The organism is Pseudomonas putida (genome assembly GCF_003228315.1).
Taxonomy (GTDB): domain Bacteria; phylum Pseudomonadota; class Gammaproteobacteria; order Pseudomonadales; family Pseudomonadaceae; genus Aquipseudomonas; species Aquipseudomonas putida_S.
Window position 1 is genome coordinate 5482948 of sequence record NZ_CP029693.1, and the last position, 14578, is coordinate 5497525.

At 59.2% G+C, this 14578-nt stretch carries 15 protein-coding genes; 12 read left to right on the plus strand and 3 right to left on the minus strand.

Annotated features, from left to right (window positions below; all coding sequences use genetic code 11):
- Positions 1 to 117: 117 nt before the first annotated feature.
- Both ftsB and ispD read left to right on the plus strand, forming a co-directional pair.
- A complete protein-coding gene (gene ftsB / locus DKY63_RS25620; RefSeq protein ID WP_007996937.1) occupies positions 118 to 396 on the plus strand; it encodes a cell division protein FtsB in 279 nt (92 codons plus the stop codon).
- Entirely contained in the window at positions 393 to 1100 is a 708-nt protein-coding gene (gene ispD / locus DKY63_RS25625) for a 2-C-methyl-D-erythritol 4-phosphate cytidylyltransferase (RefSeq protein ID WP_110966669.1), read from the plus strand. Before ftsB ends, ispD begins: the two co-directional genes overlap by 4 nt.
- Here the strand turns inward: ispD and DKY63_RS25630 are convergent.
- Positions 1097 to 1996, minus strand: a complete 900-nt coding sequence (locus tag DKY63_RS25630; protein ID WP_110966670.1) for a LysR substrate-binding domain-containing protein — start codon at positions 1994 to 1996, stop codon at positions 1097 to 1099. The genes ispD and DKY63_RS25630 overlap by 4 nt on opposite strands.
- 107 nt (positions 1997 to 2103) lie before the next feature.
- Between DKY63_RS25630 and DKY63_RS25635 the strand changes: the two genes are divergently transcribed.
- The 8 genes from DKY63_RS25635 (at position 2104) to rpoS (ending at position 9239) form a co-directional block, all read left to right on the plus strand.
- The gene (locus tag DKY63_RS25635) at positions 2104 to 3216 is read left to right on the plus strand and encodes an S-(hydroxymethyl)glutathione dehydrogenase/class III alcohol dehydrogenase (RefSeq protein ID WP_110966671.1); all 1113 of its coding nucleotides are present in this window, start codon (positions 2104 to 2106) and stop codon (positions 3214 to 3216) included.
- Positions 3217 to 3224: 8 nt separating this feature from the next.
- Entirely contained in the window at positions 3225 to 4073 is an 849-nt protein-coding gene (gene fghA, locus DKY63_RS25640) for an S-formylglutathione hydrolase (RefSeq protein WP_110966672.1), read from the plus strand.
- 41 nt (positions 4074 to 4114) lie between these two features.
- Entirely contained in the window at positions 4115 to 4588 is a 474-nt protein-coding gene (gene ispF / locus DKY63_RS25645) for a 2-C-methyl-D-erythritol 2,4-cyclodiphosphate synthase (RefSeq protein ID WP_110966673.1), read from the plus strand.
- Positions 4585 to 5643 (plus strand): tRNA pseudouridine(13) synthase TruD, encoded by a 1059-nt coding sequence (gene truD / locus DKY63_RS25650; protein WP_110966674.1) that lies wholly within the window; start codon positions 4585 to 4587, stop codon positions 5641 to 5643. The genes ispF and truD overlap by 4 nt, the downstream gene beginning before the upstream one ends.
- The gene (gene surE / locus DKY63_RS25655; protein ID WP_110966675.1) at positions 5631 to 6380 is read left to right on the plus strand and encodes a 5'/3'-nucleotidase SurE; all 750 of its coding nucleotides are present in this window, start codon (positions 5631 to 5633) and stop codon (positions 6378 to 6380) included. Before truD ends, surE begins: the two co-directional genes overlap by 13 nt.
- Positions 6381 to 6421: 41 nt before the next feature.
- Positions 6422 to 7057 (plus strand): protein-L-isoaspartate(D-aspartate) O-methyltransferase, encoded by a 636-nt coding sequence (locus DKY63_RS25660; protein WP_204354371.1) that lies wholly within the window; start codon positions 6422 to 6424, stop codon positions 7055 to 7057.
- Between the two features lie 212 nt (positions 7058 to 7269).
- A complete protein-coding gene (locus DKY63_RS25665; protein WP_110966677.1) occupies positions 7270 to 8127 on the plus strand; it encodes a peptidoglycan DD-metalloendopeptidase family protein in 858 nt (285 codons plus the stop codon).
- 104 nt (positions 8128 to 8231) lie between these two features.
- The gene (gene rpoS / locus DKY63_RS25670; protein ID WP_110966678.1) at positions 8232 to 9239 is read left to right on the plus strand and encodes an RNA polymerase sigma factor RpoS; all 1008 of its coding nucleotides are present in this window, start codon (positions 8232 to 8234) and stop codon (positions 9237 to 9239) included.
- A gap of 486 nt (positions 9240 to 9725) precedes the next feature.
- On the opposite strand, the gene fdxA is transcribed toward rpoS, so the two are convergent.
- Both fdxA and mutS read right to left on the minus strand, forming a co-directional pair.
- A complete protein-coding gene (fdxA, locus tag DKY63_RS25675) occupies positions 9726 to 10049 on the minus strand; it encodes a ferredoxin FdxA (RefSeq protein ID WP_110966679.1) in 324 nt (107 codons plus the stop codon).
- A 142-nt stretch (positions 10050 to 10191) separates the two neighbouring features.
- On the minus strand, positions 10192 to 12771 hold the full coding sequence (mutS, locus tag DKY63_RS25680; protein ID WP_110966680.1) for a DNA mismatch repair protein MutS: 2580 nt from the start codon (positions 12769 to 12771) through the stop codon (positions 10192 to 10194).
- Between the two features lie 199 nt (positions 12772 to 12970).
- Between mutS and DKY63_RS25685 the strand changes: the two genes are divergently transcribed.
- The gene (locus tag DKY63_RS25685; RefSeq protein ID WP_110967983.1) at positions 12971 to 13705 is read left to right on the plus strand and encodes an XRE family transcriptional regulator; all 735 of its coding nucleotides are present in this window, start codon (positions 12971 to 12973) and stop codon (positions 13703 to 13705) included.
- A gap of 495 nt (positions 13706 to 14200) precedes the next feature.
- Positions 14201 to 14551: a phage holin family protein gene (locus DKY63_RS25690; protein WP_110966681.1), complete on the plus strand. Its 351-nt coding sequence runs from the start codon at positions 14201 to 14203 to the stop codon at positions 14549 to 14551.
- Positions 14552 to 14578 lie beyond the last annotated feature (27 nt).

Genomic DNA, 14578 nt, shown 5'->3' on the forward strand with positions numbered 1-14578 from the left:
GTTTTTGCCACTAATCTGATGCCTTATAAGCACAAGCCTGGGTCTTCCAGGCTTCGTGCTATCAGTCGCTTCATGTTTTGCTGTGGCGGTCTTTTTCCACTGGATACCTGATATTCGATGCGCAGTCCCAATTGGTTGTTCCTCGTCTTGCTCCTGTTGCTGGCTGGCCTGCAGTACCGCCTATGGGTGGGCAATGGTAGCCTGGCGCAAGTGGCCGAGCTGACGCAGCAGATTGCGGATCAGCAAGCCGAGAACCAGGCGTTGCTTGAGCGCAACCGGGTGATGGACGCTGAAGTCAGTGAGTTGAAAAAGGGCATGGAGACCGTTGAAGAGCGGGCTCGCCATGAACTGGGCATGGTCAAGGACGGTGAAACCCTTTACCAGTTGGCACAATGAACCAGTCCCTGCCGGCCTTCTGGGCCGTGATTCCCGCCGCGGGCGTCGGTGCCCGTATGGCCGCGGACCGTCCCAAGCAATACTTGCAACTGGGCGGGCGCACTATTCTCGAACACAGCCTTGGCTGTTTCCTTGATCATCCATGCCTCAAAGGTGTGGTGGTCAGTCTTGCTGTCGATGATCCTTACTGGCCGAACCTGGCTTGTGCCAGCGATCCGCGCATTGCCCGTGTCGAAGGTGGTGCCGAACGTTCCGGTTCGGTGCTCAATGCCTTGCTGCATTTGCACGGGCAGGGCGCTGGTGATGAAGATTGGGTGCTGGTTCACGATGCGGCACGTCCCAACTTGAGTCGTGACGATCTGGATAACCTGCTCGCCGAGCTGGCGGATGATCCAGTGGGTGGTTTGCTGGCGGTGCCAGCACGGGACACGCTCAAGCGGGTCGACAAACACGGTCGTGTCGTCGAAACCGTGGACCGCAGCGTGATCTGGCAAGCCTATACGCCACAGATGTTTCGTCTTGGTGCCCTGCATCGGGCGTTGGCGGACAGCCTGGTGGCAGACGCAGTGATCACCGATGAAGCGTCGGCCATGGAGTGGACGGGCCAGTCACCGCGCCTGATCGAAGGACGGTCCGACAACCTCAAGGTCACTCGCCCCGAGGATCTCGAATGGCTGCGTCAGCGCTGGGCCAACCGCCGCTAACACACCCGGTATTCAGGCCTCTGCGCCAACCCTTCCTTCAAGTAATCCACCAGCTTGCGCACCTTCGGCGACAGATGCCGCTGCTGCGGATACAGCGCCCAGACTGCCGTATTCGGCGGTTGATGCGCCTCGAGCAGCGAAATCAACGCGCCGCTTTTCAGATGTTCCAGCACGTAATAATCCGGCAGCTGGCACAACCCGACACCCTGTAGCGCCGCATCCAGCACCGCCTGCCCGCTGTTGCAGCGCCAATTTCCCTGTACTCGTTGCGAAAATTCCCGCCCGTTCTGCTCCAGTTGCCACAGGTCCGAACTGCCAATGAGGCAGTTATGCCGGCTCAGCTCCGACAAGCTGTGTGGACGACCATAACGTTCCAGGTAGGAGGGCGAGGCACAGAGAAACATGCGCCGTGGTGCCAGGCGCGTGGCGACCAGTCGCGAGTCCTGCAGGCGTCCCAGGCGAATGGCCAGGTCCAGGCCTTCATGCACCAGGTCCAGTTGGCGATTGCTCAGTTCGATGTCGATCCGCAGTTGCGGGTACAGCCCCATGAATCGCGTCACCAGGGGCACGATGAAGCGTTCGCCGTAGGCCACGGCACAGGTCATGCGCAACATGCCTTTGGGCTCGCTGGTCAGATCGCCCACGGCTCGCAGTGCCTCTTCGCGGCCATCCTGCAGGCGCTGGCAGTGTTGCAGGAAGGTTTGCCCGGCTTCGGTCAGCGCGACCCGGCGAGTACTTCGATAGAGCAGTCGTGTTTGCAAACGCTCTTCGAGACGTACGATTTGACGACTGATATGGGAGGAAGAAACCCCCAATCGTTCGGCAGCCGCGGTGAACTGGCTGCATTCGGCAACGGCAACGAACTCATCTATACCTTCCCAACGACTTTCGGACATCGATGATTATCCCTGTACGGCAATAATGTTTTGCTTTTGTCCGGATTATTCACTGTGGGGCGCCGTATTACACTCCCTGTCTCGTTTTAATTCACTGGAGAAGCACCATGATCAAGTCGCGCGCTGCCGTTGCCTTCGAGGCCAAGAAACCTCTGGAGATCGTTGAAGTGGATGTCGCCATGCCCAAGGCGGGTGAAGTGTTGCTGCGCGTGGTGGCTTCCGGTGTCTGCCATACCGATGCCTACACACTGTCGGGCGCTGACCCGGAAGGTATTTTCCCGTCGATTCTCGGTCATGAGGGCGGGGCGATCGTTGAGGCGATCGGCGAGGGCGTAACCTCCGTAGCCGTGGGCGATCACGTGATTCCGCTGTACACCCCGGAATGCCGCAAATGTAAGTTCTGCCTGTCGGGCAAGACCAACCTGTGTCAGGCGATTCGTGCCACTCAGGGCAAGGGTTTGATGCCGGACGGTACTTCGCGTTTTTCCTACAAGGGCGAAGCGATTTTCCACTACATGGGGACTTCCACCTTCTCCGAATACACGGTGCTGCCAGAAATTTCCGTGGCCAAAATCGCCAAGGAAGCGCCGCTGGAAAAAGTCTGCCTGCTGGGCTGTGGCGTCACCACCGGTATCGGCGCAGTACTGAACACCGCCAAGGTGAAACCGGGTGACACCGTGGCCATTTTCGGCCTCGGCGGCATTGGTCTGTCGGCCGTGATCGGCGCGGTCAAAGCCAAGGCGGCTCGCATCATCGCCATCGACATCAACCCGGCCAAATTCGAAATCGCCAAACAGCTGGGTGCAACCGATTGTGTAAACCCGAAAGACTTCGACCGTCCGATCCAGGAGGTCATCGTCGACATGACCGACGGCGGCGTGGACTTCTCCTTCGAGTGCATCGGCAATGTGCAATTGATGCGCGCTGCGCTTGAGTGCTGCCACAAGGGCTGGGGCGAGTCGGTGATCATCGGTGTCGCCGGTGCCGGCCAGGAAATCTCTACCCGTCCATTCCAGTTGGTCACCGGTCGCGTCTGGCGCGGTTCGGCGTTTGGTGGCGTGCGTGGCCGTACCGAGCTGCCAAGCTACGTGGAGATGTCCGAAAAAGGCGAGATCCCGCTGGATACCTTCATCACCCACACCATGGGCCTGGAAGATATCAACAAGGCATTCGACCTGATGCATGAAGGAAAAAGCATTCGCTCCGTCATTCATTTCTGAGGTCTGCCATGAGCCTTGAAAATATTTCCTGCCAGAAAAGTTTTGGCGGCTGGCACAAACGTTATCGGCACCGCTCCGACGTGCTCGGCTGCGACATGGTGTTCGCCGTCTATCTGCCGCCGCAAGCGGAGCAGGGCGGCAAGCTGCCGGTGCTCTACTGGTTGTCGGGCCTGACCTGCACTGACGAGAACTTCATGCAGAAGGCCGGCGCCATGCGCGTGGCCGCCGAACTGGGGCTGATCATTGTTGCGCCGGACACCAGCCCTCGCGGCGCCGACGTGCCGGGTGATCCGGACGGTGCCTGGGACTTCGGGCTCGGTGCGGGGTTCTACCTGAATGCCACCCAGGAACCCTGGTCGCGCCACTATCGGATGCATGACTATGTCGTGCAGGAATTGCCGGCATTGGTCGAAAGCCATTTCCCGGCATCGGACAAGCGTGGCATTAGTGGCCACTCCATGGGCGGTCATGGTGCGCTGGTTTGTGCATTGCGCAATCCGGGGCGTTATCTGTCGGTGTCGGCGTTCTCGCCGATCAACAACCCGATGGACTGCCCCTGGGGGCAAAAGGCGTTTTCCCGCTATCTGGGCGAAGACCGTTCGAAATGGCGTGAGTGGGATGCCTGTGCCTTGATCGCCGAGGCAGCTGAAAAACTGCCGTTGCTGGTCGATCAGGGCGATCGCGACGATTTCCTTGCCAACCAGCTCAAGCCTGAAGCCCTGCAGCAGGCGACCAAACTGGCCGGTCATCCGCTGACGTTGCGCTTGCAACCGGGCTACGACCACAGCTACTTCTTCATTGCCAGTTTCATCGAAGATCACTTGCGGCATCACGCGCATGCTCTAGGTGCTCAATAGCAGGTAGAATCACGCCCTGACAAAAATCGGGGCGTTTTTTTATGCGTATTGGCCACGGCTACGATGTACACCGTTTCGCTGAAGGCGATTTCATTACTCTGGGCGGCGTGCGGATCGCACACGGCTTCGGGCTGCTCGCTCATTCAGACGGTGACGTCTTGCTGCATGCCTTGAGCGATGCCTTGCTCGGCGCAGCCGCACTAGGCGATATCGGCAAGCACTTCCCGGACACCGACCCGCAGTTCAAGGGTGCCGACAGCCGTGTGCTGCTGCGGCATGTCGTTGCACTGGTCCACGCCAAAGGTTGGAAGATCGGCAACGTCGACAACACCATAGTCGCCCAGGCGCCGAAAATGGCCCCGCATATCGAATCGATGCGCGCGCTGATTGCCGCGGATCTTCAAGTTGAGTTGGATCAAGTGAACGTGAAAGCCACCACTACCGAGAAGCTGGGCTTTGTCGGTCGCGAGGAAGGCATTGCCGTGCATTCCGTTGCCTTGTTGCTGCGCGCATGAATGAACTGCAATTGCTTGGCCCACGAGCCTACGGCGACGCCCTCGGTACGGCGGTATTGAAAGCCATTGCCGAAGATTTTCAGGTCGACGAAGTGCTCGATATTCCCCTGAGCGGCGACGGCGAGCACCTGTGGATCTGGGTGGAGAAGCGTGGTCTGAACACCGAGGAAGCGGCGCGGCGCATTGCCAAGGCCGCCGGTGTGCCATTGCGCACTGTCAGTTACGCGGGGCTCAAGGACCGTCAGGCACTGACCCGGCAGTGGTTCAGTGTGCAACTGCCAGGCAAGGCCGATCCCGACCTGTCGGCAGCGGAAAACGATACGCTGAAAATCCTCAAGACCAGCCGGCACAAACGCAAGCTGCAACGCGGCGCTCATTCGGCCAACGGCTTCACCTTGCGCCTGACCCAGTTCGCTGGCGACAAGGATGCGATCGAAGCCCGCCTGCAACTGATCGCCAAACACGGCATCCCCAATTATTTCGGTGCTCAGCGCTTCGGGCATGACGGCGGTAACGTGGTCGATGCCCGTGCCTGGGCCGCGCGCAAGGCCTTGCCGGAGCAGCGCAATGTGCGTTCGCGCCTGCTCTCGACTGCTCGCAGTTTTCTGTTCAACCAGGTCTTGGCTGCGCGCGTTGCCGACGGCACCTGGCAGCGCGCACAGGTCGGTGATCTGCTGGCGTTCACCGACAGCCGCAGCTTTTTCCCCGCCGGTGAGGCCGAATGCAGCGACCCGCGCCTGGCGATTCTCGATCTGCACCCGACCGGGCCGCAGTGGGGTGAAGGTGACTCGCCGACCACGGGCGCTGTCCATGAACTGGAGCAGGCTATCGCCGCTCGCGAAGCCGACCTTCGCGATTGGTTGATCAATGCCGGAATGAGTCACGAACGTCGAATCCTGCGGCTGCCCATTGCCGGGTTGACGTGGCATTATCCCGAGCCTGACATTCTGCAACTGGAATTCGTCCTGCCGGCCGGATGCTTCGCCACCGTATTGGTGCGCGAGCTTGTTGATCTGGTGCCGGTAGGGCAGACGGACAGCCCATGCGTATTCTGATTTCTAACGACGATGGGGTAACCGCACCCGGTCTCGCCGCGCTTCATGCTGCGCTGGCGGATTACACCGAATGCGTGGTTATCGCCCCGGACCAGGACAAAAGCGGCGCCAGCAGCTCGCTGACGCTCGACCGCCCGTTGCATCCGCACACGTTGGCCAACGGCTTCATCAGCATCAACGGCACGCCGACCGACTGTGTGCACCTGGGCCTCAACGGTTTACTGGAGCGTGACGTGGACATGGTGGTGTCGGGGATCAACCTGGGCGCCAACCTGGGGGACGATGTCCTGTATTCCGGAACCGTGGCGGCGGCGCTCGAAGGGCGTTTCCTCACGCGTCCCGCGTTCGCCTTTTCGCTGGTCTCGCGTCAGGTCGACAACCTGCCGACGGCCGCCTACTTTGCGCGAAAACTGGTCGAGGCCCAGGCGGATCTCGATTTGCCACCGCGCACGGTTCTGAACGTGAACATTCCCAATCTGCCGCTGGAACACATTCGCGGTGTGCAACTGACACGCCTGGGTCATCGCGCCCGCGCCGCCGCGCCAATGAAAGTGGTCGACCCGCGTGGCAAGGCAGGGTACTGGATCGCCGCCGCCGGGGACGCTGAAGATGGCGGGCCGGGCACCGATTTCCATGCGGTGATGCAGGGCTATGTGTCCATCACGCCACTGCAACTGGATCGCACCTTCAATGAGGCATTCAGAAGCCTGGATGGCTGGCTGGAGGGGCTGCGCTAATGTCTCGTGAGCAAGACGATATGCTGCGTCGCGGCATCGGCATGACCTCGCAGCGTACCCGCGAACGCCTCATCCAGCGCCTGTACGAGGAAGGGGTTTCCAACGCCAAAGTGCTGGAAGTCATCCGTCGTACTCCGCGTCACCTGTTCGTCGATGAAGCGCTGGCGCACCGTGCCTACGAGGACACGGCGCTACCGATCGGACATAACCAGACCATCTCCCAACCTTATATGGTGGCTCGCATGAGCGAGCTGCTGCTGGAGGCGGGCCCACTGGACAAGGTGATGGAAATCGGCACCGGTTCGGGCTATCAGACGGCAGTGCTGTCGCAGCTGGTTGAACGGGTCTTCTCCGTCGAACGCATCAAGGTGCTGCAGGATCGGGCCAAGGAGCGTCTTGTCGAGTTGAATCTGCGCAACGTGGTGTTTCGCTGGGGCGATGGCTGGGAAGGCTGGCCGGCGCTGGCCCCTTACAACGGCATCATCGTGACCGCCGTGGCGACCGACGTACCCCAGGCATTGCTCGATCAACTCGCGCCCGGGGGGCGTCTGGTGATTCCGGTGGGGTCCGGCGAGGTACAGCAATTGATGCTGATCATTCGCGAGGAGCAGGGTTATTCCAGGCGTGTTCTGGGGGCGGTTCGCTTCGTCCCGTTGCTCAACGGACCCCTGGCCTGAGCATTTATTCAAGCACGCTGAATTCTCTTCGATGGTCTTTGTCTTACTGCGGCATCGATGAGTTAAACAGGCTGTTTTGTGTAACGGCAAACGTGTGCGCGAAGCCATTTCGCTTCATTAAGAGTAAAGCCCGCACGGGCCGTTATACTTGCGACATTTCGTGCCGACACATGGGCAAATCATATTTTCAGCCACCACAAAGGGAGCGGCGGGTGAGTCTCACAGTCATTGCGCAGCGTATGGGTAAAACGAGCTTTCAGCGCCTGGTGACTGGCCTTGTCATGAGCACCTTGCTGGTTGGTTGTTCCAGCAATAAATCCAGCGACGTACGCGTCGTCGACCGCAACAATGCCGTGGCCCAGCGCCCGGCAGTGACCACGGGGCAGTACGTTGTCCGCCCGAAAGACACCCTGTTCTCGATCGCCTTTCGCTACGGCTGGGACTACAAGGCCCTGGCCGCGCGTAACAACATTTCCGAGCCCTACACGATCCATCCGGGTCAGACGATTCGCTTCGATGGCCGTAGTGGTTCAACGTCGACGGCGGTCGTGAGCTCGAGCAATTCAACACCGTCGTCCTCGAGTAAAACCACGGTGATTCGGCGTCCGGTCGACGGTGCTACGACCACCACGCCGGCGGTTGCACCGTCCGTCGCGAACAAGCCGGCGCCCGCACCTTTGCCGCCTCCCGGCCCAGCCCCAACGGGCTGGGGATGGCCTTCTAATGGCATTTTGATTGGAAAATTCTCTTCAAACGGTAGTTTGAATAAAGGAATTGATATCGCCGGAGATTTGGGACAGCCTGTTTTAGCTGCGTCTGATGGGACAGTGGTATACGCCGGGAGTGGCTTAAGGGGCTACGGCGAATTGGTCATCATCAAGCACAGCGAAACCTACGTCAGTGCCTACGGTCATAACCGCAGGTTGTTGGTTCGGGAGGGGCAGCAGGTCAAGGTTGGACAGACAATTGCCGAAATGGGGTCAACGGGTACAGACCGGGTGAAACTGCATTTTGAGATTCGCCGCCAAGGTAAACCTGTAGATCCGCTGCAATTCCTGCCACGCCGTTGATTGCTACCAGCCTGTTCCGTCGCGTAGAGGGGACAGGCTCCAGCGTTGCCAAGGATAAAGGCGCCGCTTGAGCTTGGGGTCGAACTCACCAAAGGACTATAACAATGGCTCTCAGTAAAGAAGTGCCGGAGTTTGACATCGACGATGAGGTTCTCCTGATGGAGACCGGCATCGATACGGATTCGATGTCGAATGATGAAGGGGCGGCTTCACCTTCCGTTCGTGCCAAATCCAAACACTCCGCTTCGTTAAAGCAACACAAGTACATTGACTACACTCGGGCGCTAGATGCCACGCAGCTGTACCTCAATGAAATCGGCTTTTCCCCGCTATTGTCCCCCGAAGAAGAAGTTCATTTTGCGCGCCTGTCGCAAAGTGGAGATCCGGCCGGGCGCAAACGCATGATCGAAAGTAACCTGCGGCTGGTGGTGAAAATCGCCCGGCGTTACGTCAATCGTGGCTTGTCGCTGCTTGATCTGATCGAAGAGGGCAACCTGGGCTTGATCCGGGCGGTGGAGAAGTTCGACCCGGAGCGCGGCTTCCGCTTCTCGACTTACGCAACCTGGTGGATTCGTCAGACCATCGAGCGCGCGATCATGAATCAGACCCGGACCATCCGGTTGCCGATCCATGTGGTCAAGGAGCTCAACGTGTACCTTCGGGCCGCACGGGAACTGACACAAAAACTCGACCATGAACCCTCACCCGAAGAAATCGCCAACCTGCTGGAAAAACCGGTGGGAGAGGTCAAGCGGATGCTCGGCCTGAACGAGCGGGTTTCTTCGGTCGACGTCTCGCTGGGTCCGGATTCGGATAAAACCCTGCTGGACACCCTCACCGACGATCGTCCGACCGATCCATGCGAACTGCTGCAGGATGACGACCTGTCCCAGAGCATCGATCAATGGCTGTCTGAGCTGACCGACAAACAACGCGAGGTGGTAGTTCGCCGCTTCGGTCTGCGCGGCCATGAGAGCAGTACCCTTGAAGACGTAGGTCTGGAAATTGGCCTGACCCGGGAACGGGTCAGACAGATTCAGGTGGAAGGCCTGAAACGACTTCGGGAGATCCTGGAGAAAAATGGCCTGTCGAGCGAGTCGCTGTTTCAATAACAGCTTCGTATAGCTGGCAACAAAGAGCCCCGACTGTTCGGGGCTTTTTGTTGCCAGGGAGAAAACCGCTGCAAAGGCCGGAATCGCTCGGGTTTGCGGACGAGAGTTGTAAGCCATCGCTTACTCTTTTCGTAAGTGTTCGTTATTTTTACAGAGAGGCAGTCGGCCTGTGGTGTTGCCAGATGATTTTATGTAATTGAAAAACAAGAGAAGTTTATAAGGTTAACGGCGTGTGACAGGCTGTTTTGACCCAGAAGAGTGGTTGCTCTGATTCAGGATCGGATTAGTATCCGGGGTGTGTAAACGGACATGCACACCCTTCAAGGATGAAGGGGCAAGGACATCGCAGGAAGCGATTCATCAGGACGATGAAAAGGAAACACAGGGAATAGGGAAAGAAAGTGGGCGGGTCAAACCGCCCCTTTTTTTTGCCTGCAAAAAAGCAAAAAGGCCCTTGTGGGGCCTTTTTCGGGAACGCGCGGGTAATCAGCGTTCGAGGTGTTCGATCTTGTTTGGCTTGCCATCCCAGTCGGCGGAATCCGGCAGCGGATCCTTGCGCTCGGTGATGTTTGGCCAGACTTCAGCCAGTTCCAGGTTCAATGCCAGGAAGTTTTCCATACCGGCTGGGACTTCATCTTCGGAGAAGATGGCCACAGCAGGGCATTCAGGTTCGCACAGTGCGCAGTCGATGCACTCATCCGGGTGAATCACCAGGAAATTCGGGCCTTCGTAAAAGCAGTCCACCGGACAGACTTCTACGCAGTCGGTGTACTTGCACTTGATGCAGTTGTCGGTGACGACGAAGGTCATTTCTAATTTTCTCCTCAGGCGCGGCTTGCTGCGCCCCTTCACGTGGGGGTCGCAAGGTTCGGGAGCGATAGTCTGCTGGCCAGGCTAATAGCCAGCAGCATCCCAAACCGCGCGAGATTCTAACAGCTTGCAAGCCGGTGCGTTAGATCCGTGTCTTTAGTGTATAGAGCATTTCGAGTGCACGCCGTGGCGTCATGTCGTCCAGATCGAGCTTGGCCAAGTCATCCAGCACCGGGTGCGGCAGGCTGGCGAACATATCGCTCTGCAGTGGCGCGGCCGGTTTGCCTTTGGCGGGTTTGGGGGCTTCATGGGGCAGGGCAGTGTCTTCCAGGCGGCTCAAATGCTCACGGGCGCGCAGAATGACCTCGCTTGGAACGCCCGCCAGTTGTGCCACTGCCAAGCCGTAACTCTGGCTCGCAGGCCCGGGCAGCACGTGATGCAGGAACACGATGCGTTCGTTGTGCTCGGTGGCATTGAGGTGCACGTTGGCTACCAGCGGCTGAGCTTCAGGAAGGACTGTCAGCTCGAAGTAATGGGTGGCGAACAACGTGTAGGCGCGCAAGTGTGCCAGTCGCTCCGCTGCTGCCCAGGCCAGGGACAGGCCGTCGAACGTACTGGTGCCGCGTCCGACTTCGTCCATCAGTACCAGGCTGCGCTCGGTGGCGTTGTGCAGGATGTTGGCGGTTTCGCTCATTTCCACCATAAAGGTCGAACGCCCACCTGCCAGGTCATCACTGGAGCCGATCCGGGTGAAAATCCGATCGACCAGCGACAACTCACAGCTGGCCGCTGGCACGAAACTGCCGATGTGGGCCAGCAGCACGATCAATGCGGTCTGACGCATGTAGGTGGATTTACCGCCCATGTTCGGACCGGTAATGACCAGCATGCGCGTGTTGTCATCGAGGTTCAGGTCGTTGGCCACAAATGGCGTGGTCAGCACTTGCTCAACCACCGGATGACGACCCTGGGTGATGCGCATGCACGGCTCGCTGACGAAACGCGGGCAGTTCAAATCGAGGTTCAGCGCCCGCTCGGCCAGGTTGCTCAATACATCGAGTTCGGCGAGTGCCGAGGCGGTGTCCTGCAGCGGTGGCAGTTGAGCGATCAGGTCTTCGAGCAGCGCTTCGTAGAGCATCTTTTCCCGGGCCAGGGCACGGCTCTTGGCCGACAGCGCCTTGTCTTCGAAGGCCTTGAGTTCCGGCGTGATAAAGCGCTCGGCCCCCTTGAGCGTCTGGCGGCGGATATAGTCCGCCGGCGCCGATTCGGCCTGCTTGCTTGGCAACTCGATGAAGTAACCGTGGATGCGGTTGTAGCCGACCTTCAGGTGCGACAGGCCAGTGCGGGCTTTTTCACGGGCTTCGAGGTCGATCAGGAATTGCCCGGCGTTTTCGCTGAGCGATTGCAACTCATCGAGTTCGCTGTCGTAACCGGTCTTCAACACGCCGCCGTCACGGATCACCGCTGGCGGATTGTCGATGATGGCCTTTTCCAGCAGTGCAGCCAGTTCGGGGTAGGTGCCGGTGGTCTTCGCCAGCGTTTGCAGGTGCGGTGCTTCCAGCTCGGTCATCGCCACTTGCAGCTCGGGCAGCGCACCGAGGGCGTCACGCAGGCGTGCAAGGTCTCGCGGGCGAGCATTACGCAGGCCGATACGCGCAAGAATCCGCTCGATGTCGCCGATTTCCTTGAGTTGCGGCTGCAGCCTTTCAAAGCGATAGCCGTCCAGCAGGCAGGAGATCGACGTCTGGCGTGCCAGCAAAACGCTCAGATCGCGCAGCGGGCGGTTCAGCCAGCGGGTCAGCAGGCGGCTGCCCATGGCGGTCTGGCAACGATCGACCACCGATTGCAGCGTGTTGTCGCGACCGCCGGCCAGGTTGGTGTCCAGTTCCAGGTTGCGACGGCTCGCGCCGTCCAGCACCACGGTATCGTCCAGGCGCTCATGACGCAGGCTGCGCAAATGGGGCAGGGCGGTGCGCTGGGTTTCCTTGGCGTAGGCCAGCAGGCAACCGGCGGCACCGATGGCCAGGGTCAGGGTCTCGCAGCCAAAACCTTTGAGGTCCTGGGTGGAGAATTGCTGACACAGGCTTTTAAACGCCGAATCACGCTCGAAATCCCAGGGCGCGCGACGGCGAACACCGCGGCGTTTCTCCGCCGGCAGGTCTTTCGGCCAGTCATCCGGGATCAGCAGTTCCACCGGGTTGACCCGCTCCAGTTCCGCCAGCAGGTTTTCCCAACCCTTGATTTCCAGCACGCTGAAGTTGCCGCTGGTGATGTCCAGCACCGCCAGGCCAAACAGGCGCTCATCGCCGAGAACGGCAGCGATCAGATTGTCGCGACGTTCATCCAGCAGCGCCTCGTCACTCACCGTTCCCGGCGTGATGATGCGCACCACCTGACGCTCCACCGGCCCTTTGCTGGTGGCCGGGTCGCCAACCTGTTCGCAGATCACCACCGACTCGCCAAGCTTCACCAGTTTCGCCAGATAGCCTTCGGCGGCATGGTAAGGAATCCCGCACATTGGAATCGCCTGCCCAGCCGACTGGCCGCGGGCGGTCAGGGTGATGTCCAGCAACTTGGCGGCCTTCTTCGCGTCCTCATAGAAAATCTCGTAGAAGTCACCCATGCGGTAGAACATCAACTGATCTGGGTGCTGGTTTTTCAGGCGCCAGTACTGCTGCATCATCGGGGTGTGGGAGGACAGATCGGAAACGGCTTTATTCATTGGGAATCGGAAAACTCGATGAAAGGTGTGGGACAAGGATGGGGCATCGGCCCGGCTTTTCCGCGATGGGCGCAAGATTAACATGGGCGGTCCGCCGGACGCAGACATGAACGCTGCACGGTCCCTTAATGCGTTTTTATGCGCAATATATGCAAATCAGCATTTGTCTTCCCTGAGAAGAACCCTCATTATGCGCGTTATGCAAAAACGCAATGTTTCTACCGTCCTCAGAGCACTGCTCGACCAACACGGGATCTCCCCCACGGAGCTTCACCGTCGTACCGGCGTGCCTCAATCAACTCTTTCGCGGATCCTCAGCGGGAAGATCGTCGATCCCTCGGATAAACACATCTCGAAGATTGCTGACTACTTCTCGGTGAGCACCGACCAGTTGCGTGGCCGCGCGGATGTCGCGCAGGCAGCTGCTGGCGGACGCGATCAATCACATTCGGAACTCAAGGACATAAGTCTGTGGGACGACGATACGCCCGTCGATGACGACGAGGTGTCGGTCCCCTTTCTTCGCGAGGTTGAATTGGCCGCGGGATCAGGAAGATTTGTCATTGAAGAGAGCGAGCGCGCTAGCTTGCGCTTCGGCAAGCGCAGCCTGCGCCATAACGGTGTGCAGTTCGACCAGGCAAAATGCGTGACCGTGCGTGGCAACAGCATGCTGCCGGTGCTGCGCGACGGCGCCACGGTCGGGGTCAATGCGGGTAAGTCCGGTATAGGCGACATCATTGATGGCGACCTTTATGCGATCAACCACAACGGCCAACTGCGGGTGAAACAGCTCTATCGCCTGCCAACCGGCATTCGCCTGCGCAGCTTCAATCGCGATGAGCATCCCGACGAGGACTACAGCTTCCAGGAAATGCAGGAAGAGCAAATCGTGATCCTCGGCCACGTCTTCTGGTGGGGCATGTACGCCCGGTAACCCATCACAGTCAGACAAAACCCGCCCTCAGGCGGGTTTTTTTTCGCCTTCCAGAACCTGCCTTCGCCTTTGATTACGGGGTTTTTCATGCGTTGGTGCATTTTCTGTGCATAAATAAATGCATTAACGCATTGACTGTATATGCATCCATGCATATTCTTTGTCTCAAGCCGCTACACAAAGTGGCTCGAAACGAAGCTCTTTAGTTCCACCAAAAGGCAGCGATGAACCGGCCTCAACGGTTCAGAGGGTTGGCAACTGACCCGGGTGTGCAGCGTAAAGCACCACAAGCAGTTATCCGGCGGGCAGGTGGGCCGCGGTCGGAGGAACAATTTGAACAGACCCGTACCGCGCCAGTAGCGCCGAAAGGTCGACGCGAAGGACCGCATTGCTGAAAAGCCCGATTCACGTCGGGCTTTTTGGAATGCCTACCTCGATAAACGACTTTCGAATCAAGTCTCCAAATCTTTCATCAATCACTCCGGGAGGCGTGACATGACAAACGAGCAACAAGCGTTGCTGGACATGCCGATCTGGCTCGTCATCGTCCTCGCCCTGGTGGGCGGGGTATCCGGCGAAATGTGGCGCGCCGACAAGGACGGCGCCCGCGGTTGGTCCTTGCTGCGCCGTCTGGCCTTGCGCTCCGGGGCCTGCATGGTCTGCGGGGTCTCGGCCTTCATGCTGCTGTATGCCGCCGGGATGTCGATCTGGGGCGCGAGCGCTTTTGGATGCCTCACCGCGATGGCGGGGGCGGATGTGGCCATCGGGCTTTATGAACGCTGGGCGGCCAAGCGCATTGGGGTTTGCGAGGTGCCGTCACGTGACTCTCGCTCCGATCAACAGTGACCCCATCGACCCATGAACAGGAAGTTT

Coding starts and splice junctions, on each gene's coding strand:
- rpoS (WP_110966678.1), top strand. CDS start 8,232: ATGGCTCTCAGTAAAGAAGTGCCGGAGTTTGACATCGACGATGAGGTT.
- truD (WP_110966674.1), top strand. CDS start 4,585: ATGAATGAACTGCAATTGCTTGGCCCACGAGCCTACGGCGACGCCCTC.
- surE (WP_110966675.1), top strand. CDS start 5,631: ATGCGTATTCTGATTTCTAACGACGATGGGGTAACCGCACCCGGTCTC.
- fdxA (WP_110966679.1), bottom strand. CDS start 10,049: ATGACCTTCGTCGTCACCGACAACTGCATCAAGTGCAAGTACACCGAC.
- fghA (WP_110966672.1), top strand. CDS start 3,225: ATGAGCCTTGAAAATATTTCCTGCCAGAAAAGTTTTGGCGGCTGGCAC.
- DKY63_RS25635 (WP_110966671.1), top strand. CDS start 2,104: ATGATCAAGTCGCGCGCTGCCGTTGCCTTCGAGGCCAAGAAACCTCTG.
- mutS (WP_110966680.1), bottom strand. CDS start 12,771: ATGAATAAAGCCGTTTCCGATCTGTCCTCCCACACCCCGATGATGCAG.
- ispD (WP_110966669.1), top strand. CDS start 393: ATGAACCAGTCCCTGCCGGCCTTCTGGGCCGTGATTCCCGCCGCGGGC.
- DKY63_RS25660 (WP_204354371.1), top strand. CDS start 6,422: ATGACCTCGCAGCGTACCCGCGAACGCCTCATCCAGCGCCTGTACGAG.
- DKY63_RS25685 (WP_110967983.1), top strand. CDS start 12,971: ATGCAAAAACGCAATGTTTCTACCGTCCTCAGAGCACTGCTCGACCAA.
- ispF (WP_110966673.1), top strand. CDS start 4,115: ATGCGTATTGGCCACGGCTACGATGTACACCGTTTCGCTGAAGGCGAT.
- ftsB (WP_007996937.1), top strand. CDS start 118: ATGCGCAGTCCCAATTGGTTGTTCCTCGTCTTGCTCCTGTTGCTGGCT.
- DKY63_RS25690 (WP_110966681.1), top strand. CDS start 14,201: ATGACAAACGAGCAACAAGCGTTGCTGGACATGCCGATCTGGCTCGTC.
- DKY63_RS25630 (WP_110966670.1), bottom strand. CDS start 1,996: ATGTCCGAAAGTCGTTGGGAAGGTATAGATGAGTTCGTTGCCGTTGCC.